Source organism: Pseudomonas sp. LBUM1647 (genome assembly GCF_059716175.1).
The window spans coordinates 5,870,047-5,896,101 of sequence record NZ_CP166809.1 but is presented as its reverse complement, the minus strand read 5'-3'; the positions used below and the strand labels follow the sequence as shown (position 1 = coordinate 5,896,101).

The following is a 26,055-nucleotide window of genomic DNA, read 5'->3' as shown; positions in this document are numbered from 1 at the left end:
AGAAAAAACGATGAAACAGATTCTTCCAACAACCGGTTCAGTGTTGTCCATGGCGGTCGTCTCGAGTTTCTCCGCCGGTGCGATGGCGGCCGAGGGCGGGTTTATCGAAGACACCACGGCGACCTTGCAAGCGCGCAATTACTACTTCAGCCGGGACTTTTCCGACATCGTCGGGGCCAACCAACAATCGAAGGCTGAAGAGTGGGCGCAGGGCTTCATCCTCAACGTCAAATCCGGTTATACCCAAGGCCCCGTCGGTTTTGGTGTGGATGTCATTGGCCTGCTCGGGCTCAAACTCGACAGCAGCCCGGACCGGGTCAATACCGGTTTGCTGCCGGTGCAGGATGACGGGCGCGCGGCGAATGATTACAGCCGTCTGGAGGGCGCGTTGAAGGTGCGTTTCTCCAAAACCGAACTGAAGGTGGGTGAGCTGCAACCTAATCTACCGGTGCTGGCCTTCAGCGATATCCGTTTGCTGCCGCCCAGCTACCAGGGCGCGAGCATCAGCTCGAACGAGATCAATGGCCTGACGTTGCAAGGTGGTCATTTGAACTCGACCAGCCTGCGCAACGAGGCTGGCGACGAAAAGATGCAAGCCATGCTCGGTCATGTGCCGCAGCGTCAGGTCAGCAGCGATGGCTTCAACTTTGCCGGCGCCGATTACGCTTTCAACGATAAACGCAGCTCGGTCAGCGCCTGGTTCGGGCAACTGGAAGATATTTACAACCAGCGTTTTCTCGGCCTCAAGCACAGTGAACCGCTGGGCAACTGGACCCTGGGCGCCAACCTTGGTTATTACGATTCGCGCGAAGACGGCAAAAAATTGCTCGGCAACATCGACAACCAGGCGTTCTTCTCCTTGCTGTCGGCCAAGCGTGGCGGGCACACGTTTTATGTCGGCTATCAGGGCATGTTCGGCGACAGCGCCTTCCCGCGAGTGTTTGCCAACATCAGCCCACTGGGTAACGAGGTGCCGACCTACGAGTTCGCCTTCACCGATGAGCGCTCCTGGCAGGCGCGTTACGACTACGATTTCGCGGCCCTCGGCGTGCCGGGGCTGACCAGCACCGTGCGCTACATCACCGGCAACAATGTCGATACCGGCAAAGGGTTCGAGGGCAAGGACCGCGAGCGTGATCTGGACATTGGCTATGTGCTGCAGAGCGGCAGCCTCAAAGGCCTCGGGATCCGCGTGCGCAACGCGATGGCTCGCTCCAACTACCGCAGCGATATCGACGAGAACCGCCTGATCCTCAGCTATACGTGGACGCTGCTATGAGGCGCAGATCACAGACTGCTCAGGCAGTTACCCATCACCTGATACGTCACTCGATGAGTCTGGCCTTGATGATCGATGTAGACCATGGTCGCTGGCACGACGTTGCAGGCGGTTGCGGTGTCTGTCACTGAAACCACTTCGGCGATGTCCAGCGGCTGTGCCGGGTTGTACGAGGTAGCGGCGGGTTCGTTGCCGGCGGCCATGGCCGAGGTGGCGACAACGGTCAAAAACAGGCTGATCAGGGTTTTCATTTTTCCGTGCTCCGTGTTGATTCCGATACCTGAATTCTAGTCTTTGCCCATCACCGATAAAGGGGCCAGCGCCTGATGCAGCCTTACATGAAACGTAACAGTCACCGCCCGTGGAGGGCTTATGGATTTGCTCAATAACTTGCGGGTGTTCGTCCGCGTGGTGGACTGCGCAAGTTTTACCGCCGCCGCCGATGCGCTGGACCTGTCGACCGCGCAAGTGTCGCGACTGGTGGCCGATCTGGAGCAGCATGTGCAAGCACGCTTGCTGCAACGCACCACGCGGCGATTGAGCCTGACCGAAGCCGGTGAACGCTTTTTGGTGCGCAGTCGGCAAATACTCGAAGAAATGGAGGTGGCAACGGCAGAGGCCCGCGGCGCCCATCTCAAACCGAGTGGACGGCTGCGGGTTCACAGCATGAATGGCCTGGGCGTGCTGATCACGCCATTGATCGCCCGTTACAGCGAGCTTTACCCCGAGGTGGTGTTCGAGCTGACGCTGTCGCAGCGCAATCCCGATCCGCTGGAGGACGGGCACGATGTGGTGATTTCGATTGCCCATGAACTGGCCGATTCGCAATTGGTCGCCCATGCGATCGGACAGATTTACAGCGTGCCCTGCGCCTCCCCGGAGTACCTACAACGGCATGGCGTGCCGCACACACCGCTGGCGCTGAACGATCATCAGTGCCTGCGCATGCTCGACCCTTTGTACAGCGATGAATGGGTGTTCCGGGACGAAGAGGGCGAACATGCCGTCAGCCCGGCCAGGACCTTTCAATGCAACGTCGCCGAGTCGATGGTCAAGGCGTCGGAATCCGGCATGGGGATCAGCCTGATTCCGTTCTATACCGCGACGCGCCCCTTGAGCGATGGCACCTTGTTGCGCTTGCTGCCGGCCTGGCGCCCCCGTGAGCGCAACGTGTATGCGGTGTACCCGTCGCGGCGTTTTCTCGATGCCAAGGTCAGGACCTGGGTGGACTTTCTCAAGGCCGAATTACCCAAGCTATTCGCTGAACATGAGGCGGTGATAAACGATCCACGGCATTGGGCCTGAAGTCGAAGGGCGTGCGAAGGGCGGTGTAGACTGAGGGCCTGTTCTCTTTCGGCAAGACAAGGGAGTGTGCCCAGCCATGATCGGCGCCGAGTTACTGTCACCTGAAACCCTCACGGCGGGGTGGTTGATCTATGTGCCGGTGCTGATCTGGGCCGTTGCGCGAGCATCGTGGGTCGAACTGTTCAGCGACAGTCGCCGCCAACATCTGTTGTTCGGCACGGTGTTCGCGCTGTTCATGCTCTGGCTGGTGCGACAAGACTTCGACACCGGCGTGTCCTACCACTTTATCGGCATGACCGCCGTGACCCTGTTGCTCGACTGGCCGCTGGCGATTGTCGGCGGGTTGGTCGCGCAAGCGGGATTAGTGCTGCTCGGGCGGCAAGATTTGGCGGCGATGGGGGTCAATGGGGCGCTGCTGATTCTGCTGCCAGTGTTGGTCACCGAATGCTGCGCCATCCTGGTGGAGCGAGCGCAACCGCGTAATCCCTTTGTGTATATCTTCGTTTCCGGTTTTTTTGCAGCGGCGCTGTCGGCGTTGCTGTGCCTGCTGCTGGCGCTGTGGTTGCTGTGGTTCGACGAACGTTTCGCCATGCCCTATTGGCTGGAAGATTTTGTCGGTTATCTGTGGCTGCTGATTTTTCCGGAAGCGTTCATCAACGGCATGGTGGTCAGTGCGCTGGTGGTGTTTTGCCCCGAGTGGCTGGAGACGTTCAATCGCACGCGCTACCTTTCGGCACCCTGGAAAGACGACGATCCCAAATCTTGATCCACATCAAAGGCAAAAGCCGCTCACGAATCCATGCTCTGGAAAACCTTCAGGAGCATCGAAATGAGTGTCTACGAATGGGCAAGGCAGGAGTTGCGTCACAGTCTGGATGGGGCGCAGGAAGTGGGGTTTGATCCGGGGTTGAGCCTGCGTGCCTTGCTCAGTGCAGTGGTGCAACAGAGCAAGGCAGTGCGCAGCGCCGAAGACCTGGCCGATGAGTTGCGTTTTCTTGCGGAAAACCTCGATGACAGCCAGGACTATGGTTTTATGCGGCCTTGAAGATCAGTGACGCGGCTCGAAGTCTTCGCTGAACAGGTCGTCTTCGGCATCCGGGCTGACCGGAATCTTGTGTTCTTCCGACGCCCAGGCGCCCAGGTCAATCAGCTTGCAACGGTCCGAACAGAATGGCCGGAATTTGTTTTCCGGGCTCCATTCAACAGGGGCGCCGCAGGTTGGGCAATCGACGGTTGGGGTTTGGCTCATGACTGGCCTCCACGCAAAGTAAGGTAAAAGTGATGCAGGCGTTCGACCTCGCTGTGCAGCCAGGCGAGGTCGCGGTCATTGACCACCACCTCGTCGGCGTGGCTCACGCGGTCCTGTCGGCTGGACTGGGCCTTGAGGATCGCCTGGACCTGTTGCTCGCTGGTCTGGTCACGCTGCAGGGTGCGCTCGATCTGCAATTGTTCCGGGGCATCGATCACCAGGACTCGTTGGGTCATGGCGTACTGCCCGGACTCGATCAGCAGCGGCGAAACCAGAATCGCGTAAGGCGATTGTGCCTTGGCCAGATGATCGGCGATTTCCTTGGCGATCAACGGATGCAGCAACGCTTCGAGCCAGCGGCGTTCCTCCGGTACTTCGAAGATCAGTTTGCGCAACGCCGCGCGATCCAGCTGCCCGTCGGCTTGCAATACGCCGGGGCCGAAGTGTTCGGCGATCCTGGCCAGCGCCGGGCGCCCCGGCTCTACCACCCAACGCGCCGCGTGATCGGCGTCCACCACGTGCACGCCCAGGTCGATGAAGTGCTGGGCAGCCGCGCTTTTGCCGCTGCCGATGCCGCCGGTCAGGCCGAGAATCCAGGGTTTTTCCACAGGGGTATTCATTTCAAACCGACAAACTGCCAATAGAAGTCGGTTATTTGACCACCCCAGAGCAAGGCAATCCAGCCGGCAATTGCCAGAAAGGGTCCGAAGGGGATCGGCGTGGAGGTTTTCGCGTTGCGCAAACGCAGCAAAATCACGCCGACAACGGCGCCCACCATCGACGATAACAGGATGGTCAGTGGCAGGATCTGCCCGCCACCCCAGGCGCCGAACATCGCTAACAGCTTGAAATCACCGTGGCCCATGCCGTCCTTGCCGGTGATCAGCTTGAACAGCCAGAACACTGACCACAGCGCCATATAGCCGGCCACCGCGCCCCACAATGCGTCATGCAATGGCACGAACAGGGCGAAGCTGTTGACGATCAGCCCCAGCCATATCAGCGGCAGCACCAGCACATCCGGCAGCAGTTGGTGCTCGGCGTCGATCAGGCTCATGGTCAGCAACCCCCAACTCAGGAGCAGCGCCATGCAGGCCTGCCAGCCGAAACCGAAATGCCAGGCGATGAACGCCGAGAGCAGACCACAGGCCAGTTCGGTCAACGGGTAGCGTTTGCTGATGGCTGCCGTGCAGTTCGAGCATCGACCCCGTAAAAACAGATAGCTGAGTACCGGAATGTTTTCCCAGGCGCGGATTCGATGGCCGCAATGTGGGCACTGGGAGTGGGGCAGGATCAGGTTGAAGGTCGGCAGCGGTGTTTCGCCTGGCAAGCCCAACACTTCACGAGCCTCCTCACGCCATTCGCGGTCCAGCATTTTTGGCAGGCGCCAGACCACCACGTTGAGAAAGCTGCCAATCAGCAGGCCGACCAACATGGCTGCGATCACGAAGGTCAACGGGTGGAGGCTCAGAATATCGTTCAAGGGCATGTCAGATCGCTGAGCCGAGCTGGAAGATGGGCAGGTACATCGCAACCACCAGGCCACCGACGATAACACCCAGCACCACCATGATGAACGGCTCCATCAGGCTGGTGAGGTTATCAACCATGTTGTCCACTTCGTCCTCGTAGAAACTCGCGACTTTGTCGAGCATGTCGTCCAGCGCGCCGGATTCTTCGCCAATGGCTGCCATCTGAATCGCCATGTTGGGAAAGATGCCGGAGGTGCGCATGGAAAAATTCAGCTGCATACCGGTGGATACGTCCTGCTTGATACGCAGCACTGCACGCTTGAATACGATGTTGCCAGTCGCGCCGGCCACCGACTCCAGGGCTTCCACCAGCGGCACCCCGGCGGCGAAGGTGGTCGACAGTGTGCGGGCGTAACGGGCCACGGCAGACTTGTACATCAGCGTGCCAACCAACGGCAATTTCAATAACCAGGTGTCCATCCGGTCCCGAAAGCCCTGCGACGTTTTAAAGGCGTGGCGCACGCCGAAGATCAGCGCGATCAGCAGGCCGAGCAACATCCACCACCACGCCTGCATGAACTCCGACAAGCCAATGACCATCACAGTGAAAGCCGGCAATTCGGCGCCAAACCCTTCGAACACCGACTTGAATTGCGGCACCACCTTGACCAGCAGAATCGCGCTCACAATGATCGCGATGAACACCACCGCCAGCGGGTAGGTCATCGCTTTCTTGATCTTGGCTTTGAGGCTTTCGCTCTTTTCCTTATAGGTCGCCACTCTCTCCAGCAGGGTATCGAGGGCACCGGCCTGCTCGCCGGCATCGACCAGGTTGCAGTAGAGCTCATCGAAGTATTGGGGCTTTTTACGCAGGGAAGCGGCGAAGCTGTTACCCGCCGCGACTTCCTGTTTCACCTCGTCAACCAGTGTGCGCATGGCCGGGTTATCAAAGCCTTCACCGATGATGTCGAAGGACTGCAACAGCGGTACGCCGGCCTTCATCATGGTCGCCATCTGCCGGGTGAACAGAGCGATGTCCTGGGCCTTGATGCGCTTGCCCAGGTTGAAAATCGAGGTGGACTTCTTGCGTACCTTGCCGGGGTTGATGCCCTGCTTGCGCAATTGGGCCTTGATCAACGCGGGATTCTGACCGCTCAACTCGCCCGTCATTTTGGTGCCTTTGCGGTCTGTGCCTTCCCAGGCGTAGACGCTGATTTTTGCTGCTTTGACCGCCATATTCAGTCCTTGGTGACCCGGTTGATTTCTTCAAGGCTGGTGATGCCTTGCATGGACTTGAGCAGGCCTGACGTGCGCAGGTCGTTGAAGCCGTCTTTACGCATCTGACTTTCGATTTCCAGTGAATTGCCTTCGGCCATGATCAGCCGTTGCAGGTCCTGTGTGTTCTTCACCACTTCATAAATCCCGACTCGTCCTTTGTAACCGCCGTTGCACTGATCGCAACCGACAGGCTCATAGATCGTGAATGAGCCGATGCGTTCCTCGGGGAAGCCTTCCTTGATCAGCGCTTCCCGGGGAATCTCGATGGGCTTCTTGCAATGGCTGCACAACTTGCGTGCCAGGCGCTGGGCAATGATCAGGCTGATCGAGGTGGCAATGTTGAAACCCGGGATGCCCATGTTGTGCAGGCGAGTCAGGGTTTCGGCGGCGCTGTTGGTGTGCAGGGTCGACAGCACCAGGTGACCGGTCTGGGCGGCTTTGATGGCGATTTCGGCGGTTTCGAGGTCGCGGATCTCGCCGACCATGATCACGTCCGGGTCCTGACGCAGAAACGAGCGCAGCGCTTGGGCGAAGTCCATTCCCTGCTTGGGATTGACGTTGACCTGGTTGATGCCTTCCATGTTGATCTCCACCGGGTCTTCGGCGGTGGAGATGTTGATGTCCACGGTGTTGAGAATGTTCAGCCCGGTGTAGAGCGACACAGTCTTGCCCGAGCCGGTCGGCCCGGTCACCAGAATCATCCCCTGCGGCTGCTTGAGGGCGGCCATGTACAGGTCTTTCTGGTCGGGCTCATAGCCGAGGGCGTCGATGCCCATTTGAGCGCTGGACGGGTCGAGGATCCGGATCACCACTTTCTCGCCCCATAGGGTCGGCAGGGTGTTAACCCGGAAGTCGATGGATTTGCTCTTGGACAGGCGCATCTTGATCCGCCCGTCCTGGGGCCGGCGCCGTTCGGAGATGTCGAGGCTGGCCATGACTTTCAGCCGCGCTGCGATGCGATTGGCCAGGTGAATTGGTGGCTTGGCGACTTCACGCAAAATACCGTCGGTGCGCATCCGCACACGGTAGGTTTTTTCGTAGGGTTCGAAATGCAAGTCGGAAGAGCCGCTTTTGATCGCGTCCAGCAACATCTTGTGGACGAAGCGCACCACGGGCGCGTCATCGGCATCCTGGCCGGCGATGGCGTCTTGTTTGTTGTCATCGATCGACTCGATGTCCACGCCATCGAGGTCAACGTCGGCCATGTCTTCCAGGCCGGTGCCTTGGGTATCGAAGAATTTCTCGATGGCGTCGCTGAGCTTGTCGTCCTCCACCAGGATGGCTTCGGTATTCAGCCCGGTGCTGAACTGGATGTCATTGATGGCTTGATGATTGGTCGGGTCGGAAACGCCCACGAACAACTTGTTGCCGCGCCGCCATAGGGGCAGGGCGTGGTGCTGACGGATCAGCTTCTCGCTGACCAGACCCTTGGGCTGGGTCTCCTTGTTCAGGCAGTTGAGGTCCAGCAAGGCCATGCCAAAGTGTTCCGAGGCAATCTCGGCCACTTGGCGGCTTTGCACCAGTTTGCTCTGCACCAGGTAAGTGACCAGGGAGATGCGATTGCGTAGGGCTTGCTGATACGCCTGTTGCGCGCTTTTGTCAGTGAGCAGCTCGGCCAGGACCAATTGCTTGGCCAAACCGCTAAGGGCGATGTCATTCATTGGGATACCGGACGCAGACAGTTCATGACTTATAGCCTAGTCAAGCGGAGGAACCAAACCAGCGGCGTTCAGGTGACATAAAGTGTCAGATAGTGCGGATTCTGGGGGTAGGGAAGGGCGTTGTGTTGGCCTCATGCCCCTATATCAGGGGACGAAGGGCTTGGCATGAGCTGTGCTGTGGCTAGTTCAGATCATGAGATTTCGACTCATGCATGGAGCTTGTCTATGAATACTCAAAAAGGTTTTACCCTGATCGAACTGTTGATCGTGGTGGCGATCATCGGGATTCTGGCGACGGTTGCGCTGCCGCAGTATTCGAAGTATCAAGCGCGGGCGAAGGTAACCGCCGGTCTTGCTGAAATATCGGCACTGAAGGTCCCCTTCGAAGACATTATGAATCAAGGTACTAACCCCACCCTCGCTCTGATCGGCGGCAAGGTGACCACAGGCAATTGCACGATTACGGCCTCGGGTACCGCCTCTTCCGGTGTTGGCACTATTGGCTGTGCGATCCTCAATGCACCAGGTCAGGTGCTCGGCAAGACCATCACGCTTTCGCGCACGCTTGCCGGTGGCTGGACCTGCGCCTCGACAGTACTCAAAGAGTACTCGCCTACTGGTTGCCCCGGCGTCTGATCGATTGCCAAGTCTGTCCCATGCCCCGCCTTTCACGACGCGGGGCATTTTTTTGTTCGTTAATTGGGGAACGATTCAAATAATCAAAAAACCCCCGACAATTCATGGCCTTAGGCCTGTGCTAAAACCCGCAACTTGCATGTACAAAATTTCGAAGTCTTGCATTTTGCATGATTTCGAAAATCCTCTGTTTTTATAAGGTGCTGATTTATAAGGGTTTGTCGCCTGTCTCAAAGTTGGCACAGCGTTCGCAATATCTCTGGTAACCCTGCTGACAAGACACGCAGCAGACTTTATGAAAAACAGGAGTTACTCGTATGAAGAAGTTCGCTATCGCTGCCGCTACTGCTACCGCGCTGACCCTGACCCTGGCCAACGCTGCATTTGCACAGACCACCACCACCCAAGCCCCGATGACTCTGGCGGCGGGTGAAATGACCAAGGCCACGGAAGCTACTTCCGATACTTGGATCACTACCAAAGTCAAAAGTGACTTGGTGACAGAAAAAGGCATTCCTGGTACCGACATCAAAGTCGAAACCAACAAAGGTGTTGTATCCCTGTCATCCACCGTTTCGGTGACAGACGCTCAGAAAGCCACTGCTGTGGCCATCACCAAGAAAATCAAAGGCGTCAAAGCGGTCTCCGCTGACGGCCTGAAAGCCGAGTAAGGCAAGGCTTCTCGCCTGGACTGGGAGAAGGCGCGACAGGCGGGCCGAGCAATACGTCTGCCGCCTCTGGAGAGTTCATGCGAAGGCCATAAGGATGTGGCCATTACAGGCCCCGGCATTCGTGTCGGGGCCTGTTCTATTTGGCAAACGCAAAAGATCGCAGCCTCCGGCAGCTCCTACAGGGTGTACACATTCCACTGTAGGAGCTGCCGGAGGCTGCGATCTTTTGATTTTCAGTTACCGCGCTTGCTGGTGATCTGCTTCAATCGATTACCTTCAAAACGCAGGTACTGGTACATCCCGCCGTTGGGCCCGTAGGTCCATTCCTCGACTTGAAACTCTTCCCGTCGGTTGGCGCTGCGCTTGTAGCCCAACAGATCGCGGCTGACCGGTTCACCACATTTCTGCAGCACTTCACTGGACCTGTCTCCAACACTGACCAATTGACTGCCGCAGCGCAGGGTATCGGCTGCCGAGGCCTGACTGGCGGCCATCGCCAGGGCCAGGCTCATCAGCCATTTCGCGCCCATCACTCGGCGTCCAGATGCAGCGGCGTAACCACTCGACCGTCACTTTGCGCTTCGCCGAGGTTAGCGTCGATGAAGTACACGCGGTCATCGGCCAACTGACCCTTGTCGACCAGATAGTCCTTGATGCTGCTGGCGCGCTCCTGACCCAACTCACGCAACAGCACGTCGCTGGAACTCCAGAACTTGATCACGCCTTCGCGCATTTTTACCGTGCGTTCTTCCTTGCCAAGATCCTTCCATTCGGCGGGTGGCTGCGTTTTTAGGCGCGTGCGGTAGATCCCTTCCAGCAGTGGACCTTTTTCGTTATCCGGTACTTGCAGCAATGAAGCCTTAGCCGGGACCTTGTCACCGCGGCGCTGGAGCGTTTTGTAGTAGTTGTACTGGTATTCCCGCTCCAGACGTTGCTCGGCGATCAGCGGGCCATCGCTGCTTGCAGCAGCCGTGCCTTCGATTTCCAGGCGCAGGGCCGGACGTTCCTTGAGGGCCTGGGACAGTTTGACCAGCGAACCCTCGGCCTCCTTGCTCAGGTCGCTTGAACCCGGGGCAAACGACACAGTGCCCAAATCTTCCGAACCACCGCCACTGACCAGCCCGCCAATCATTTTGAACGGTGCGGCGGCGGCTTTGACGATCAGGTTGCGCAAGGTCTGCCAGACAATCGGCATGATGCTGAACTGCGGGTTGTTCAGATCTCCGGTCACCGGCAGTTCAATGGAAATCTTGCCGTCGACGTCCTTGAGCAACGCAATGGCCAGTTTCAGCGGCAGGCTCACGGCGTCCGGACTGTCGACTTTCTCACCCAGTTGCAACTGCTCGACCACCACTTTGTTTTCGGCCTTGAGCTGGCCCTTGGTGATCATGTAATGCAGGTCGAGATTGAGCCGGCCCTTGCGGATGCGGTAGCCGGCGAACTTGCCGGAGTAGGGGGTGAGCGTGGTCAGTTCAACTCGTTTGAAACTGGTGGCGATGTCGAGGCTGGCCATCGGGTCGAACGGGTTGACCGAGCCCTTGATGGTGACCGGTGCATAGCGGTCGACCTTGCCTTTGATATCGACACTGGCCGGTTTCGCCTGACGACTGTCGATGGTGCCAATTTGCCCATTGAGCTGTTGAACGGCTGTGGCGAAATTCGGGGTCAGGCTGAAGTCGGCGAAGTTGGCCGAGCCGTCATTGATGGCAATGCCGCCAATGTGGATGCCCAGCGGTTTTTCCTTGCCGGCAGGTTTGGCAGCAGCCGTTTTGGCGCCGGAGTCCGGCGGTTGCGGAATCAGCAGGTCGTCGATGTTGGTGGTGCGGTCATCGTTGATCATGAAGCGCGCATAAGGCTGGAACAGGTTGACCTTGTCGATCGACAGGCTGTCGCCGTGCTGATAATTCAGGCCTTCGAGCACCAACTGCTGCCACTTGAGGAAGTCACGGGTTTTGAGGGTGTCGAGGGTATGCAGTTGATCGACCTGAGCACGGCCGGTGACGCTGAATGCCAGCGGCTCGGTGCTTTTCAGATCGACCGCCAGATCACTGCCGAGCATGCCGCTGCGCAGTTCCAGGCGAATGAACGGGTTGATATAGGACTGGGCGACACGCAGATCGATGTCCTTGGTTTGTACTTTTAACTTGGCGCTGACCGGGGCGAGATTGACGACACCGTCTGCCGTGATCTTGCCTTGCTTGCCCACGCCCGTATCGAGCTTGAGGTTAAAAGGCGAGCCATTGAGGCTGTCGAAATTCTGCAGGTCCAGGTTCAGCGGGCCGACGTCCAGCGCCACGGCGGGTTGCGCCTTGCGGTCAGCCAGGTGCACCTGGTAATCGCGCAGTTGCACGTCTTTGAGCAGCACCTGCCATGGCTTGCTCGGTGGCACCGGGTCGGGTTTCGGTGAATCGGCGGCTGCCGGGGTGCTGGCCGGTTCGGCCTTGGCTTTGACGGCTTCTTTGGACGGTTGGCTGGCGAACAGTTTCTGCCAATCGAGTTGCCCGTCGGCTTCGAGGGTGGCCCAGGTTTCCAGTTTCTGGCTGCGGATCTTGCCGACGACCACTTGCTGCTTGGCCAGGTCCACGGTGGTTTCACTGATGTCCAGACGCTCAAGTTTCGCCAGAGGCCGACCGTCTGGTGCTTTGATCGCGAAGGGGGCGACGCTGACGGCGACGTTACTCATCAGCAGTTCGGTTTCCTTGCTCAGGTTGAGCTTGTAATCGGTGCTGAGGTTGAGGACGCCGTCTTCGAGATCCAGTGGCACAGCGTCACGCACATAGGGCCAAAAGGCTTTCATCTTGCCGTCGGTGACCTTCAGCTTACCTTCGGAGGCGATCGGGACCAGGCTGAAGTTGCCGGTCCAGTCGATCTGTCCACCTGCCGGGCCGACGGCCACCAACGTCATGTCGGCACTGTCTTCGGGCAGGGTGCTGAGGTTCTTCAGCTCGAAGTCGAGTTTGTCGTAGAGGAATTCGATGGGCTCGCTAGGGCGCGCATCCTGGAAGTGCACATAGCCATCGGCCAGTTTGATGCGCTCCACGCGCAGCGGGAACGGTTTGGCGTTCGGGTCGGCCGGGGTCGGCTCGCTGGCGGGGATTTTGAAGAGGCCAAGCAGATTGAGTTTGCCGTCCTTGCCGAAGAGTATTTCGGTCTTGGGTTTGTCTATTTCGATATCGGACAGGTGCAGCGCCTTGGTCCAGAGGCTGTCGATCTGCAGGTTGGCGTACAAGCGTTCGAAGCCGACCTGTTCCTTGCCCGGCTCGCCGATGATCAGGCCCCACAGGGTGACTTCAAGGCTGAAGGGGTTGAGTTCGATCCGTTGGATCGTCGCGGGTGTCGTCGCGTAACTGGCCAATTGTTGATTGGCCATCCGTAACGCGATGCCCGGCAAAATCAGAAACCCCAGCAGGCTGTAGAGGGCTAGAGCGGTCAACAGAGCGCCAATAGCGCGAATCAATCCTTTGGGCATGTGCGGCTTCATCTGTCTGAATCGGAGTGCGTTGGAGTATGGCACGCGATTCCGGTTCCGAAGTGATCATGCTTTATAGGATTTATCTGATTTTTCGGGCGAATCTCAGAGCTGCAGAATCAGGGTTTTCAGCGGTGGCTGCTCATCCATTGACGGAAAATCGCCGCCCGGTTTCATCACTGTCCATTCACGCACCGGCCTGCCGGCTTTCTCTGCACAACGCAAAACTTGCTCGCGCCAGTCGTCCATGCTGACTTTTGCCAGGTTGTTGCAGCAGATCAGCACGCCATTGTCGGCGGTGGTCAGCAGTGCTGGCTTCAGCAGGCTCTGATAGTCGCGCAGCAAGTCGACGGTGCCGAAAGCACTCTTGGCCCAGGCCGGCGGGTCCAGCAGCACCAGGTCGTACTGACGCTGTTCCAGACGTTGATAACTTGGCAGTTTCTGCCCGCGGCGCTGGCTGATCGGCAGGCCGGCCAATTGGCGGATGGCCGGGAAGTAGTCGGACTGGATGAAGTCCATGGTCGGCAACTGCGGATTGAGCAGGCCGTTCTCACGGCCGACAGCCAGGTTGCCCTCAGCGAAGTCGAGGTTGCAGACTTCGCTCGCGCCACCGGCCGCAGCACTCAGGCCGACGCCACAGGTGTAGGCGAACAGGTTCAGCACACTTTTGTTTTTGCTGTGCTGCTTGACCCAGCCGCGCGTGTTGCGCAGGTCGAGGAACAGCAGCGGATCCTGGCCGGCGTGGCGGCCGCGAACCCGGTAATTCAAGCCCCATTCGTGACCGACCAAGTCTTGCAGGGCGGCCTCGTCGGCGCGGTAGACGGTGTCTTCACGGTCGATGCGCGAGTTGCCACGGGAGCGATCGTTGTAGACCAGCAGCGTTTCGAGGCCCAGGTGCTGATTGAGGGTGTCGTGCAGTTGCAGCAGCGCATCACGTTCCAGCGACTGGTGAAAGCTTTGCACCAGCAATTGCGCGCCGTAGCGGTCGATCGTCAGGCCGCCGGCGCCTTCCTGGCTGCCGTGGAACAAGCGATAGCAATCGGTGCCTTGCTGATGCAGCTCGGCCAGCAGGTCCTGACGACGATCGAGGGCGGCGCGCAGCGCCTGATTCAAGGAAGACATGCTGGGCGCCTTGCAGGAGGGAATTTGGCGCGGGAGTTTAACAGCTTGGCGCGGGACCGAGGTGCTCCCTTCGCGAGCAGGCTCGCTCCCACACTGATATTTTGAACGCCACAAGACCACTGTGGGAGCGAGCCTGCTCGCGAAGCTTTTAAGCGGTTTTCAGGTCAACAACCCCATCCGTCGTTTGGCCCGGTGCACCGAGCCGTTACGCACCGCCCAGCGCAGCATCGGCGCGCTGCGATTGACACTGGCGCGGATCAGCTTGCGTTGCAGTGGGCTCTGGCTGACGCCAAGCATGTCACTTGCCCAGTCGGGTAGAAGGTCGATCCCGGCCTTCATCATCAAACCGCCGAAAGGCTTGGCCAAACGGCTGGGGGACGGGGCGTTCAACAACAGCCGCAACACTTCACGACTGCGCTCGTCGCACAGCAGTTGTGGGCGAATGCGCTCAAGGTAATCGGCAATTTCCTGCCGTGAACGCGGCACGTCACGGGCGCCGAGCCGTTCGGCGACCAACGCGATTTCCGCGTAGTAGCGGTCCTGATCAGCCAGGGACAGGTTCGGATTGCGGTAACGCAAATGGGCCGCGAGGAAGTTGCTGACTTCGGCCACGTGCACCCAGGTCAACAGATCGGGATCACTGGCGGCGTAGGGCCGGCCATCCGGTGCCGTGCCGGTCACTTGCAAGTGGATGGTGCGGACTTTCTCGATCAGCCAGTTGGCGTCCTTTCGCGAACCGAACGTGGTGCCGGAAATGAACTGCCCGGTGCGGCGCAGTCGGCCAATCATGTCCTCGCGAAAATTCGAATGGTCCCAGACCCCGGCCAGGGCCAGTGGATGCAGGGCTTGCAGCATCAAGGCGCTGATGCCGCCGATCAGCATGCTGCTGAAGTCGCCATGCACTTGCCAGCTCACCGAATCGGGGCCGAACAGGCCGGGATCACCCTTGGGGTTTTCCAGGTCGAGCTTGCCCAGAGACAGACCGGTCAGGCTCATGATCTGGGTTTCGATGCGGGTTCGAATGAATTCCATGGCGACTCAATGGCGAAAAAAAGGCGCGGCCGTGATGGGCCGCGCCGCGAAGTTTAAAGCATGCGCTTACTGATTCAGGCGTTTATCGACCAACTCCTGGACCACGCTCGGGTCAGCCAGGGTCGAGGTGTCACCCAGGCTGTCCAGTTCGTTGCAGGCGATCTTGCGCAGAATGCGCCGCATGATCTTGCCCGAACGGGTTTTCGGCAAGGCCGGCGCCCACTGGATCAGGTCCGGTTTGGCGAAGCTGCCGATTTCCTTGCTGACGTGGTCCAGCAGTGCTTTCTTCAGTTCGTCATTGGGTTCAGTGCCGTTCATGGGGGTGACGAAGGCGTAGATGCCCTGGCCCTTGACGTCGTGGGGGTAACCGACCACCGCCGCTTCGGCGATGCTGTCGTGCAGCACGAGCGCGCTTTCCACTTCCGCGGTGCCGATGCGGTGTCCGGAGACGTTGATCACGTCGTCGATGCGCCCGGTGATCCAGTAATCGCCATCCTCATCGCGCCGGGCACCGTCGCCGGTGAAATAGTAACCGGGGTAGGGCTTGAAGTAGGTGTCGACCATTCGTTGCGGGTCGCCGTAGACGCTGCGGATCTGCGCCGGCCAGCTGGATTTGATCGCCAGCACGCCGCTGCCGGCGCCTTTGATTTCCTTGCCGACTTCATCGAGCAGCACCGGTTGCACGCCGAACATCGGTTGCGTGGCGCATCCGGGTTTGATCCGTTGAGCGCTGACCAGAGGGCTGAGCATGATGCCGCCGGTTTCGGTCTGCCACCAGGTATCGACGATCGGACAACGCTGTTCGCCGACGGCATTGAAGTACCACTCCCACGCTTCCGGGTTGATGGGCTCACCGACACTGCCGAGTAATCTGAGGCTCGCGCGGGAAGTTTCCTTCAACGGTTCGGGGCCTTCACGCATCAGGGAGCGCAGGGCGGTCGGGGCGGTGTAGAAAATGTTCACATGGTGCTTGTCGATCACCTGCCAGAAGCGCGAGCTGCTCGGGTAGCTCGGCACGCCTTCGAAGATCAGCGTGGTCGCGCCGTTGGCCAGAGGACCGTAGACGATGTAGCTGTGACCGGTGACCCAGCCGACATCGGCGGTGCACCAGAAGACTTCGTCGTCGCGGTAGTCGAGCACGTACTTGAAGGTCATCGCCGCTTGCAGCAGGTAGCCGCCGGTGGTGTGCAGCACGCCTTTGGGTTTGCCGGTGCTGCCAGAGGTGTAGAGGATAAACAGCGGGTCTTCGGCGTCCATCGGTTCAGGCGGACAATCGTCGCTGACGTCGCGCAGCGCCTGGTGATACCAGATGTCCCGGCCCTCGACCCAGTCCACTTCGCCCTGAGTGCGCTCGACCACGATGACGGTGCTGACGTTCGGGCAACTTTGCAGCGCCTTGTCGACCTTCTGCTTGAGCGGCACGAATTTACCGCCGCGCACGCCTTCATCGGCGGTGATCACGGTGCGGCAGTCGGCATCGAGAATCCGGTCACGCACAGAGTCCGGAGAGAAACCACCGAACACCACCGAATGCACCGCTCCAATGCGCGTGCAGGCGAGCATGGCGTAGGCCGCTTCGGGGATCATCGGCATGTAGATGCACACGCGGTCGCCTTTCTTCACGCCACGGCTTTTGAGCACGTTGGCCAGGCGACAGACGTTGTGATGAAGTTTTTTGTAGGTGATCTGCGCGGATTCGGCAGGGTCGTCGCCTTCCCAGATGATCGCGATTTGATCGCCGCGCTTTTCCAGGTGGCGGTCAATGCAGTTGTAACTGACATTTAACTTTCCGCCGGTGAACCAGCTCGCCTCACCGGTTTTCAGGTTATAGCGCTGGACGGTATTCCATGGCGTACTCCAGTCGAGAAAGCGTGAGGCCTGTTCGGCCCAAAATTCACTGGGGTGTTCGATGGATTGGCGATAGAGGCGCTTATAGTCGTCTTGACTCAGATTTGCAGCCCGGCGGACGGCATCGGCTTTGGGGAACGTGCTGATATCGAACATGACGGTTCCTTATTCTTGTTTTGCGACAAGAGGGGAGCTGCGCGACCCTCGTAGGAGCTGCCGAAGGCTGCGATCTTTTGATCTTGTTTTTAATAATCAAAATCAAAAGATCGCAGCCTTCGGCAGCTCCTACAGTGATAGCGCACGCCACCGATTTTGCGGTAAACCCGGTGCCGTGAAACTGTCGATGCTGCAAGTAGAAGGGGCGGGTAAGCCGCCCCTTCAGCCTATCACCCGCGGTGACGACCGCGGAAGTAGTTGATCAGGCCTTGGGTTGAAGCATCGTCAGCCGGGGTTTCTTCGCTGCCGACCAGGCGGTTGTAGACGCCTTTGCCCAACTCTTTACCCAGCTCCACGCCCCATTGGTCGAAGGCATTGATGCCCCAGATCACGCTTTGCACGAAGACTTTGTGTTCGTACATCGCCACCAATGCGCCGAGACGGCGCGGGCTGATGCGTTCGACCACCAACGTATTGCTCGGACGGTTGCCCGGGATCACCTTGTGCGGTGCGATTTTGTGCACCTCTTCTTCGCTCATGCCTTTGTCGCGCAACTCGGCTTCGGCCTCGGCAAGGGTCTTGCCCAGCATCAGCGCCTGGCTTTGCGACAGGCAGTTGGCGTACAGCCACTGGTGGTGGTCGGACACCGGGTTGAAGCTGACGATCGGCACGATGAAGTCGGCCGGGATCAGTTGGGTGCCCTGGTGCAGCAACTGGTGATACGCATGCTGACCGTTGCAGCCGACGCCGCCCCAGATTACCGGACCGGTGTCGGTGGACACCGGAGTGCCGTCCTGGCGCACGCTCTTGCCGTTGGATTCCATGTCCAGTTGTTGCAAGTGCTTGGTGATGTTGCGCAGGTAATGGTCGTACGGCAGGATCGCGTGGCTCTGCGCACCCCAGAAGTTGCCATACCAGACGCCGAGCAACGCCAGCAATACCGGCATGTTCTGGTCGAAGGGCGCGCTCTGGAAATGCTGGTCCATGGTGTAGGCACCGGACAGCAGTTCCTTGAAGTTCGACATGCCGATGGCCAGGGCAATCGGCAAACCGATGGCCGACCACAGCGAATAACGGCCGCCAACCCAGTCCCACATCGGGAAGATGTTTTCTTCGCGGATCCCGAAGGCCACCGCCGCTGCATTGTTGCTGGAGACGGCGATGAAGTGACGGTACAGCTCGGCTTCCGAGCCACCCTGAGCCAGGTACCAGGCGCGTGCGGCCTGGGCATTCTTCAGGGTTTCGAGGGTGTTGAAGGATTTCGACGAAACGATGAACAGCGTGGTTTCGGCGCGCAGTTTCATGGTCAGTTCGTGGAACTCACTGCCGTCGATGTTCGCCAGGTAATGGCAGCGCACACCCTTCTGGGCGTAGGACAGCAGCGCTTCGGAGACCAGCTCCGGGCCCAGGAACGAGCCACCGATGCCGATGTTCACCACGTCAGTGATCGGCTTCTCGGAGTAGCCGCGCCACAAACCGTCGTGGATACGGCCCACGAGGTCGGTGATCTGGTTCAGGACCTTGTGCACTTCCGGCATCACGTTGACGCCGTTGACCGACAGCTTGTCGCCGACCGGACGGCGCAGGGCGGTGTGCAGGGCCGGACGACCTTCGGAGGAATTGACGATTTCGCCTTCGAACAGCGCTTTGATCGCGCCCTGGAGGTCGACTTCGTTGGCCAGGCCCACCAGCAGATCGCGGGTCTGGGCGTTGATCAGGTTTTTCGAGTAATCGAGAAACAGGCCGCAGCTACTGAGGGTGAATTGGGTAAAGCGCTGCGGATCGGCATTAAAGGCTTCGCGCATGCTGAAATCTTGCATGGCTTGGCGGTGGTCATTCAACGCTTGCCAGGCGGGCAGAGCGGTAACGTCTTGAGGGGTGCGGTAATACGCCATCGCTGCGGGTTTCCTTTTTACTTGAACGGCCTTTTGAACACTGAAAATACCGGAGCGCTGTGGGTGGGCGTCCGGTCAACTGTGTCGACACGATTTCATGACACAGGGCGAATACAGTAAACCTCGCGCTGCGATCTGTCTTGACTTTGTCTGACCCGTTCCCGGTACTTTTTTATACATCAAGGTGGGAACGGTCCGACAAACGGAGGGGGGAGGGGCTAAGACTGGATCAGGCGACCTGAACCGGAATGGCATTGCTGGTGTGGCTCAGTTCATTACCCGGCGCCATGTAGAGCATGCGTGGCTTGAAGTTGAGCAGCTCGGCTTCGCTGTAGTGGGCGTAGGCGCAGATGATCACGCGGTCACCGACCTTGGCCTTGTGTGCGGCTGCACCGTTGACCGAGATCATGCGCGAGCCTTCTTCGCCACGAATCGCGTAGGTGGTGAAGCGTTCACCATTGTCGACGTTGTAGATCTGGATCTGTTCGTACTCACGGATGCCGGACAGGTCCAGCCATTCGCCGTCGATGGCGCAAGAACCTTCGTAATCGAGTACAGCGTGGGTGACTTCGGCGCGATGCAGCTTGGCTTTGAGCATGATGGCGTGCATGAGTGTTTCCCAGGTCGGAATCGAACGGCAGGCAGCGCCCACAGGCGCGTAGGAGCTGCCGCAGGCTGCGATCTTTTGATCTTGCCGTTCAGTTTTTGTCTTGTTGTTTAATCTTTGATCTACCGTTTAAACCGTAGCGTCGAGATTCAGGTGCAGGTTATCGATCAACCGCGTGGTACCCAGGAACGCCGCCACCAGAATCACCAGATCCCGATCTTCCGCCGTCGCTGTACGCAAGGTCTGGGCATGACGAATCTCCAGATAGTCAGGACGCAAACCCGCCGCTTCAAGCTGCTTGATCTGCGCACCGATCAACGCCGGGAAATCCCGTTCGCCCTGTTTGATCGCTTCGGCAATCTGGCTCAAACCGCGATACACAACTGGCGCAACGGCCCGTTGTTCTTCGTTGAGGAAACCATTGCGCGACGACAGCGCCAGGCCATCGGCTGCACGAACCGTCGGTTCGCCGATGATCTGGATCGGCATGTTCAGGTCATGCACCAGGGCGCGGATCACCGCCAGTTGCTGGAAGTCTTTCTGGCCGAAGATCGCCAGGTCCGGCTGGACCATGTTGAACAGCTTGGTGACCACCGTCGCCACACCTTCGAAATGCCCGGGACGGCTGGCGCCGCAGAGGCCTTCGGAGAGTTGCGGAACGCTGACGCGGGTCTGGCCTACCATGCCGTCGGGATACATTTCTTCAACGGCTGGCGCGAACAGCAAGTGGCAACCGGCCTGGAGCAGTTTCTCCTGATCGGCTGCGAGGGTGCGCGGGTACTTGTCGAGGTCTTCGCCGGCGCCGAACTGCAACGGGTTGACGAAAATGCTCGCGACCACGAAATCCACCCGTTGGGTGGCTTTGGTCACCAGTGCCACATGACCGCTGTGCAGGTTGCCCATGGTCGGCACGAAGCCGATGCGCTTGCCTTCACTGCGGGCACGGGCCACGGCGGCCCGCAATTCGCGTACGGTTTTTACGGTGTTCATGCAGAGAATCCGTGTTCGATACCAGGGAAAGTCGCCGCTTTGACTTCAGTGACGTACGCACCAAGCGCCGCTTGAATGTTTTGTTGCCCAGCCATGAAGTTCTTTACGAACTTTGGTACACGGCCAGTGATCGACAGGCCGAGCATGTCGTGCAGAACCAGTACCTGGCCGTCGGTGCCACTGCCGGCGCCGATGCCGATCACCGGAATACCCACAGCCTGGGTGATTTCCTGGGCCAGTTCACTCGGTACGCACTCGAGCAACAGCATGGCTGCACCAGCCTGTTCCAGAGCGATGGCATCGGCGCGCATCTGGCGTGCCTGGTTCTCGCTACGGCCCTGGACTTTGTAACCGCCGAGGATATTCACCGATTGCGGTGTCAGCCCCATGTGCGCGCACACCGGGATGCCGCGCTCGGCCAGCAGACGGATCGAGTCCGCCAGCCACAGCGCACCTTCAACCTTGACCATGTGCGCACCCGCCTGCATCAACAGGGCACTGTTGGTCATGGCTTGTTCGGTGGTGGCGTAGGCCATGAAGGGCAGGTCGGCGAGGATCAACGCATCGGTGTTACCGCGTTTGACGGACGCCACGTGGTAAGCCATTTCAGCGGTGGTGACCGGCAGGGTGCTGTCGTGACCTTGCAAAACCATGCCAAGGGAGTCGCCCACCAGCAGCACTTCGACACCCGCCTCATTGCAGGCGTGGGCGAAGGTCGCGTCATAGCAGGTCAGCATGGTGATTTTTTCACCTTTTTGCTTGAGACCTTGCAGAGTGGTCAGGGTGATGGCTGGCATGAAAAGTTCCTCATTCAGGCGCTGTGGAAACTACTGCGAGTAACGCGCGTGATTCTTCGTTAAATACAGGCGCACGGTCTGTTGTCGTGCTTTTAAGGCCTGGATTGCGCCCTTCAACGCCGTGTTGGCGGCAGCGGGACGCCTATAGTCGTGAGGAGAACTCGGGAAGTCAATTGCGTGTGTTACCGCATTGTTACGCGGGGGGTGTTACCGGGGTAACTGATGCGATTCAGCAACGACAATCTTGTGTTTGACACAAAAACAATGTGGGAGCGAGCTTGCTCGCGATAGCGGTGGATCAGCCAGCATCAATGTTGAATGACAGGCCGCTATCGCGAGCAAGCTCGCTCCCACAGGGGGATGGTGTCAATTTTGGGGGAGTAGTTCCAGGCCGACGAACGGGCAAGCAGCGAGGAGTTCGCCGAGGCAGCGGCCATCAGCCAGACGCAAATCCGCAGGCGCCAGTTCGGCCAGCGGATACAGAACGAAAGCTCGTTCCTGCATATGGTAGTGAGGCACCTTGAGGCGAGGTTCATTGATCAGCCGATCACCGAACAGCAAGATGTCGAGATCCAGCGTACGCGGCCCCCAACGTTCAAGGCGCTCGCGGCCCTGTCCGTTCTCGATGGCTTGCAGCGCATCCAGCAGCTCCAGCGGCGGGAGCGTGCTGTCGAGGGCAGCAACCGCGTTGGTATAACGCGGTTGGCCGGGCAGCAGCGAGTCGCTCTGATAAAACGCGGAAACTCCGATCAGTTCGGTTTGCGGCAACTGCGCCAGCGCGTCGACGGCGCTGCGCAATTGTTCGGCGGGGTCAGCCAGATTGCTGCCCATACCGATGTAGATGCGTTCCATGGATTACTCGCCCGTGGCGCTCGGTGCGCCTGCGGTGCGTTTGCGCTTGGCGCCACCGCTGCGGCGACGTTTGCGTGGAGCGCCAGTGCCGTCATCCTTGCCGCTGAGGTCGCGGATCATGTCGCGACGTTCGCTGTCGTTGGCGTCCTGATAATCCGTCCACCATTCGCCCAGGCCATCGGTCTGCTCGCCAGCGCTTTCGCGTAGCAGCAGGAAGTCGTAACCGGCACGGAACCGTGGGTTGTCCAGCAACAGGTCGGCGCGCTTGCCACTGCGGCGTGGCAGACGCTCTTGCATGTCCCAGATCTCGCGGATCGGCATGGTGAAGCGTTTCGGAATCGCGATGCGCTGGCACTGTTCGGCGATCAACTCGTGAGCCGCTTCCTGCATCGCCGGAATCGGCGGCATGCCACGCTCTTGCAAGCGCAATACACGGGCTGGCAGGGCAGGCCAAAGCAGCGCCGCAAACAGGAACGCCGGGGTCACCGGTTTGTTCTGTTTGATCCGCAGATCAGTGTTGATCAACGCTTCGCTGATCAGCGTGTGGGTATAGGTCGGGTTGTATTCCAGCGCCTCGGCACTGGCCGGGAACAGCGGATCGAACAGCTGCAGGTCGACCAGCATCTCGAAGGTGTCCGCGGCATGGCCGGAGAGGAACAGCTTGAGCACTTCTTCGAACAGGCGGGCCGATGGAATCTCGCGCAGCATCGGCGCCAGTTCACGGATTGGCGCGGCGCTGTGTTTTTCGATGCCGAAATTCAGCTTGGCGGCGAAACGCACGGCTCGCAGCATCCGTACCGGATCTTCCTGGTAGCGTTGCTTCGGGTCGCCGATCAGGCGGATCAGGTGATTGCGGATGTCGTGTACGCCGTTGGCGTAATCGAGGATGCGCTCGCTGACCGGATCGTAATACAAGGCGTTGATGGTGAAGTCGCGGCGTTGCGCGTCTTCTTCCAGCGTGCCATAGACGTTATCGCGCAGGATGCGCCCGCTCTCGTTTCGCGAGGACTGGTTGCTGTCTTCCTCTTCATCGTTTTGCGGGTGATTGGCGCGGAAGGTCGCGACTTCAATGATTTCGCGGCCAAAGTGGATATGTACCAGCTTGAAGCGTCGACCAATGATCCGGGCATTGCGGAATTCGGCCCGCACCTGTTCAGGTGTGGCACTGGTGGCGACGTCGAAATCTTTTGGCGTGATGCCGAGTAGCATGTCACGCACGCAGCCGCCGACCAGGTATGCCTGGTAACCGGCGTTCTGCAGGCGTTCGACGATGTTCACCGCGTAGCGACTGAATTGGGCCTTTTGCAGCGAATGTTGGCCGCTGTTGAGCACTTCAGGCGTACTGCGAATGTGTTGCGTATGACGCTTGGGAGAACGGAATGACTGGAACAGCTTCTTCAGCATGGGATGCACTGTTTGAAGGAATGTTCGGCCAAAACGAAGAATGACCGCATGATGGGCCGGGATTCTAGCATTTAGTCGGGGGATGGTGTAGGAAGCTGCGCAAGCGCTTGAAGGGGGTGTCTGGTACGGCTGGGCATGTAGCACTGTGGTGAGGGGATTTATCCCCGTTCGGCTGCGAAGCAGTCGTAAAACCTGAACGCATGGTTTATCTGAAGCACCGCGTTATCTGAATTCACGACTGCTTCGCAGCCGAACGGGGATAAATCCCCTCACCACAACTCAGCCGCTACAAGGGCCAAACACCAGAAACTACAAGGGGAGCCGAAGCTCCCCAAGAAAGTAGTTGCATGCTCTATTTTTATTTTTGATTCGGGCTTTTTGTTTTTGTTAAGTGCCCTCGCCATGAAGTTTTTCCTTCATGACCCTCCCAATCGGGAGCCAAGAGCAAACGGATTGCTTTGGTCGCTGTGTTGCAGTGATCTTGCGATCCAACCAGTTCAGGCTCTGTCTTGTGACAGTTTTTTGTTGTTCTCGGCCTGGTCGTGGGGCAAGCCCCAAATACAACGCCTCTCCAAAAGAATCAGTTAGCTGCGCCTCTCGCCGTCTTGTTTTTATTGTGCGTGAGTCGATACGTCTTATTTTTATTGTCTTGTGCATTGCTTGTTATTGTTCTTGTACCAAACATATAGCAGGGTGCGTGCCAACTTTTGCGAGGCCCAGCAAAACAAGGGGTTAAGCAGTCTGGCGGGGTTTTTCGAGGCCAAAAAAAGCCGGGGCTTCGTTACCGTAAGCCCCGGCTTCTGTTACGTGAAAAACCTGAGGTAACAGTTTTTCCACAGTGTCACGTGTTACCCGCACATCAGACAGGTGCGGTTCAGCTCTCGCTGGCCACTCCGGTCTTGCGCCGCGGAATGCCCAGGCGCTGACGGCGTTCCCACAGGCATTTGCGACTGACACCGAGTTTGCGCGCCAACTCGGTTTCGGTCATGTGATCCTGATGTTCGAGAACGAAGTGCTGGAAGTAGTCTTCCAGTGACAGGTCTTCGGTCGGCTCATGGCTATTGTTACCGGCGGCGCTGCCCTGTTGGGGGGGCAGGCCGATGAAATCGTCATCGTCCAGATCGCTCAGTTCGATGTCGATACCCAGCAGCTCGGCGGAAATCTCCGGGCTCTCGCACAGGATGACGGCACGTTCTACTGCGTTTTCCAGCTCTCGAACGTTACCCGGCCAGGAGTAATGACGAATGGCTTGCTCGGCATCCGGGGCGAACTTCAAATCAGTGCGGTTGACCCGCGCACTCTGCCGCGCCAGGAACGCGGTGGCAATTTCGTTGACGTCGGCGCCGCGCTCGCGCAGGGCCGGCAGTTTCAGGGCGATCACGTGAAGGCGGTAATACAAGTCTTCACGGAACTGGCCGATCTTCGCCAGGCTCTTGAGGTCCCGGTGAGTCGCGGCGATCAGGCGCACATCGACTTTCTGTGACTGCACCGAACCCACACGACGAATTTCACCTTCCTGCAACACGCGCAGCAGGCGGGCCTGGGCTTCCAGTGGCAGTTCGCCGATTTCGTCGAGGAACAAGGTGCCACCGTCAGCCGCTTCTACCAGGCCGGCACGCCCGGCGCTGGCGCCAGTGAACGCGCCTTTTTCGTGGCCGAACAGTTCGGACTCGATCAGGCTTTCCGGAATGGCCGCGCAGTTCACCGAAATCATCGGCGCCTTGGCACGTTTGGACAGGTTGTGCAGGGCGCGCGCCACCAGTTCTTTACCGGTGCCGGATTCGCCCTGGATCAGGACATTGGAGTCGGTTGGCGCGACTTTGCGGATCTTGCTGTACAGATCCTGCATAGGCGGGCAGGAGCCGATGATGCCGATTTCGCCGTTGTTGTTGCTGGCGCCCGGTTTCGCGGCGCCATTACCGGCTTTACCGGCGACCGGCTCACCGCTGGCTTGCACCGCTTGACGGTCACGCAGGATTCGCGCGACGGCTTGCAGCATTTCATCGTGATCGAAAGGCTTGGCGATGTAATCCACCGCACCCATCTTCATCGAGTCGACCGCCGAACGCAGGCTCGCGTAGCTGGTCATGATCAGCACCGGAGTGCCCTGGCCAAGTTTGATCAACTCGGTGCCAGGCGCGCCAGGCAGACGCAGGTCGCTGACGATCAGGTCGAACGTGGGGATGGTGAAGCGTTCTTGTGCTTCCTGCACTGAACCGGCTTCGCTGACCTGGTACTGGTTACGTTCCAGCAGGCGGCGCAAGGCGGAGCGGATAATTGTTTCGTCTTCGACGATCAAAATGTGCGGCATTGATTCGATACTCTCGACGGT

At 59.0% G+C, this 26,055-nt stretch carries 24 protein-coding genes; 6 read left to right on the top strand and 18 right to left on the bottom strand.

Features of this window, described 5'->3' with window-relative positions:
• Positions 1-10: 10 nt before the first annotated feature.
• Positions 11-1,279 (top strand): OprD family porin, encoded by a 1,269-nt coding sequence (locus ACA059_RS27215; protein WP_497631638.1) that lies wholly within the window; start codon positions 11-13, stop codon positions 1,277-1,279.
• Positions 1,280-1,287: 8 nt separating this feature from the next.
• Here the strand turns inward: ACA059_RS27215 and ACA059_RS27210 are convergent, their stop codons facing one another.
• Positions 1,288-1,530 carry a DUF2790 domain-containing protein gene (locus tag ACA059_RS27210; RefSeq protein WP_497631636.1) on the bottom strand — a complete coding sequence of 81 codons (243 nt, stop codon included), beginning with the start codon at positions 1,528-1,530 and terminating at the stop codon, positions 1,288-1,290.
• A gap of 121 nt (positions 1,531-1,651) precedes the next feature.
• Here ACA059_RS27210 and ACA059_RS27205 point away from each other — a divergent pair, with 121 nt between their 5' ends.
• The 3 genes from ACA059_RS27205 to ACA059_RS27195 all read left to right on the top strand — a co-directional run bounded on the left by ACA059_RS27205 (position 1,652) and on the right by ACA059_RS27195 (position 3,629).
• Positions 1,652-2,584, top strand: coding sequence for a LysR family transcriptional regulator (locus ACA059_RS27205; protein WP_497631635.1), 933 nt, complete (start codon positions 1,652-1,654; stop codon positions 2,582-2,584).
• A 76-nt stretch (positions 2,585-2,660) separates the two neighbouring features.
• Positions 2,661-3,350 carry an energy-coupling factor ABC transporter permease gene (locus ACA059_RS27200; protein WP_497631634.1) on the top strand — a complete coding sequence of 230 codons (690 nt, stop codon included), beginning with the start codon at positions 2,661-2,663 and terminating at the stop codon, positions 3,348-3,350.
• Between the two features lie 63 nt (positions 3,351-3,413).
• Complete coding sequence (locus tag ACA059_RS27195; protein WP_429511886.1) at positions 3,414-3,629, top strand: hypothetical protein; 216 nt, start codon at positions 3,414-3,416, stop codon at positions 3,627-3,629.
• 3 nt (positions 3,630-3,632) lie between these two features.
• Here ACA059_RS27195 and yacG read toward each other — a convergent pair whose 3' ends face one another.
• Genes yacG through pilB form a run of 5 tightly spaced genes read right to left on the bottom strand, consistent with a single transcriptional unit; the run spans position 3,633 to position 8,244 of the window.
• The gene (yacG, locus tag ACA059_RS27190; protein WP_140681081.1) at positions 3,633-3,833 is read right to left on the bottom strand and encodes a DNA gyrase inhibitor YacG; all 201 of its coding nucleotides are present in this window, start codon (positions 3,831-3,833) and stop codon (positions 3,633-3,635) included.
• Positions 3,830-4,453 (bottom strand): dephospho-CoA kinase, encoded by a 624-nt coding sequence (gene coaE, locus ACA059_RS27185; RefSeq protein WP_497631633.1) that lies wholly within the window; start codon positions 4,451-4,453, stop codon positions 3,830-3,832. Before coaE ends, yacG begins: the two co-directional genes overlap by 4 nt.
• The gene (locus ACA059_RS27180; protein WP_497631632.1) at positions 4,450-5,322 is read right to left on the bottom strand and encodes a prepilin peptidase; all 873 of its coding nucleotides are present in this window, start codon (positions 5,320-5,322) and stop codon (positions 4,450-4,452) included. Before ACA059_RS27180 ends, coaE begins: the two co-directional genes overlap by 4 nt.
• Position 5,323: 1 nt before the next feature.
• On the bottom strand, positions 5,324-6,541 hold the full coding sequence (locus ACA059_RS27175; RefSeq protein ID WP_497631631.1) for a type II secretion system F family protein: 1,218 nt from the start codon (positions 6,539-6,541) through the stop codon (positions 5,324-5,326).
• 2 nt (positions 6,542-6,543) lie between these two features.
• On the bottom strand, positions 6,544-8,244 hold the full coding sequence (gene pilB / locus ACA059_RS27170; RefSeq protein ID WP_497631630.1) for a type IV-A pilus assembly ATPase PilB: 1,701 nt from the start codon (positions 8,242-8,244) through the stop codon (positions 6,544-6,546).
• Positions 8,245-8,469: 225 nt separating this feature from the next.
• Here pilB and ACA059_RS27165 point away from each other — a divergent pair, with 225 nt between their 5' ends.
• Positions 8,470-8,880: a pilin gene (locus ACA059_RS27165; protein ID WP_497631628.1), complete on the top strand. Its 411-nt coding sequence runs from the start codon at positions 8,470-8,472 to the stop codon at positions 8,878-8,880.
• A gap of 317 nt (positions 8,881-9,197) precedes the next feature.
• Positions 9,198-9,551, top strand: coding sequence for a BON domain-containing protein (locus ACA059_RS27160; protein WP_497631627.1), 354 nt, complete (start codon positions 9,198-9,200; stop codon positions 9,549-9,551).
• Between the two features lie 233 nt (positions 9,552-9,784).
• On the opposite strand, the gene ACA059_RS27155 is transcribed toward ACA059_RS27160, so the two are convergent.
• The 12 genes from ACA059_RS27155 to ACA059_RS27100 all read right to left on the bottom strand — a co-directional run bounded on the left by ACA059_RS27155 (position 9,785) and on the right by ACA059_RS27100 (position 26,034).
• Positions 9,785-10,081 (bottom strand): DUF2845 domain-containing protein, encoded by a 297-nt coding sequence (locus ACA059_RS27155; protein ID WP_123367810.1) that lies wholly within the window; start codon positions 10,079-10,081, stop codon positions 9,785-9,787.
• Complete coding sequence (locus tag ACA059_RS27150) at positions 10,081-13,032, bottom strand: DUF748 domain-containing protein (protein WP_497631626.1); 2,952 nt, start codon at positions 13,030-13,032, stop codon at positions 10,081-10,083. Before ACA059_RS27150 ends, ACA059_RS27155 begins: the two co-directional genes overlap by 1 nt.
• 93 nt (positions 13,033-13,125) lie before the next feature.
• The gene (locus tag ACA059_RS27145; protein WP_497631625.1) at positions 13,126-14,142 is read right to left on the bottom strand and encodes a class I SAM-dependent rRNA methyltransferase; all 1,017 of its coding nucleotides are present in this window, start codon (positions 14,140-14,142) and stop codon (positions 13,126-13,128) included.
• Positions 14,143-14,301: 159 nt separating this feature from the next.
• Positions 14,302-15,174, bottom strand: a complete 873-nt coding sequence (locus ACA059_RS27140; RefSeq protein WP_497631624.1) for an oxygenase MpaB family protein — start codon at positions 15,172-15,174, stop codon at positions 14,302-14,304.
• A 66-nt stretch (positions 15,175-15,240) separates the two neighbouring features.
• A complete protein-coding gene (acs, locus tag ACA059_RS27135) occupies positions 15,241-17,178 on the bottom strand; it encodes an acetate--CoA ligase (RefSeq protein WP_497631623.1) in 1,938 nt (645 codons plus the stop codon).
• 230 nt (positions 17,179-17,408) lie between these two features.
• Positions 17,409-19,073 (bottom strand): glucose-6-phosphate isomerase, encoded by a 1,665-nt coding sequence (gene pgi, locus ACA059_RS27130; protein WP_497631622.1) that lies wholly within the window; start codon positions 19,071-19,073, stop codon positions 17,409-17,411.
• A 229-nt stretch (positions 19,074-19,302) separates the two neighbouring features.
• Positions 19,303-19,683 (bottom strand): aspartate 1-decarboxylase, encoded by a 381-nt coding sequence (gene panD, locus ACA059_RS27125; RefSeq protein ID WP_003228271.1) that lies wholly within the window; start codon positions 19,681-19,683, stop codon positions 19,303-19,305.
• Positions 19,684-19,809: 126 nt separating this feature from the next.
• Positions 19,810-20,670 (bottom strand): pantoate--beta-alanine ligase, encoded by an 861-nt coding sequence (gene panC, locus ACA059_RS27120; RefSeq protein WP_497631621.1) that lies wholly within the window; start codon positions 20,668-20,670, stop codon positions 19,810-19,812.
• Positions 20,667-21,467 carry a 3-methyl-2-oxobutanoate hydroxymethyltransferase gene (gene panB, locus ACA059_RS27115; protein ID WP_497631620.1) on the bottom strand — a complete coding sequence of 267 codons (801 nt, stop codon included), beginning with the start codon at positions 21,465-21,467 and terminating at the stop codon, positions 20,667-20,669. The genes panC and panB overlap by 4 nt, the downstream gene beginning before the upstream one ends.
• 366 nt (positions 21,468-21,833) lie before the next feature.
• Positions 21,834-22,319 (bottom strand): 2-amino-4-hydroxy-6-hydroxymethyldihydropteridine diphosphokinase, encoded by a 486-nt coding sequence (gene folK / locus ACA059_RS27110; RefSeq protein WP_497631619.1) that lies wholly within the window; start codon positions 22,317-22,319, stop codon positions 21,834-21,836.
• 3 nt (positions 22,320-22,322) lie between these two features.
• The gene (locus ACA059_RS27105; RefSeq protein WP_008153304.1) at positions 22,323-23,723 is read right to left on the bottom strand and encodes a polynucleotide adenylyltransferase PcnB; all 1,401 of its coding nucleotides are present in this window, start codon (positions 23,721-23,723) and stop codon (positions 22,323-22,325) included.
• An 874-nt stretch (positions 23,724-24,597) separates the two neighbouring features.
• Positions 24,598-26,034 (bottom strand): sigma-54-dependent transcriptional regulator, encoded by a 1,437-nt coding sequence (locus ACA059_RS27100; RefSeq protein ID WP_415771446.1) that lies wholly within the window; start codon positions 26,032-26,034, stop codon positions 24,598-24,600.
• Between the last annotated feature and the right edge of the window lie 21 nt (positions 26,035-26,055).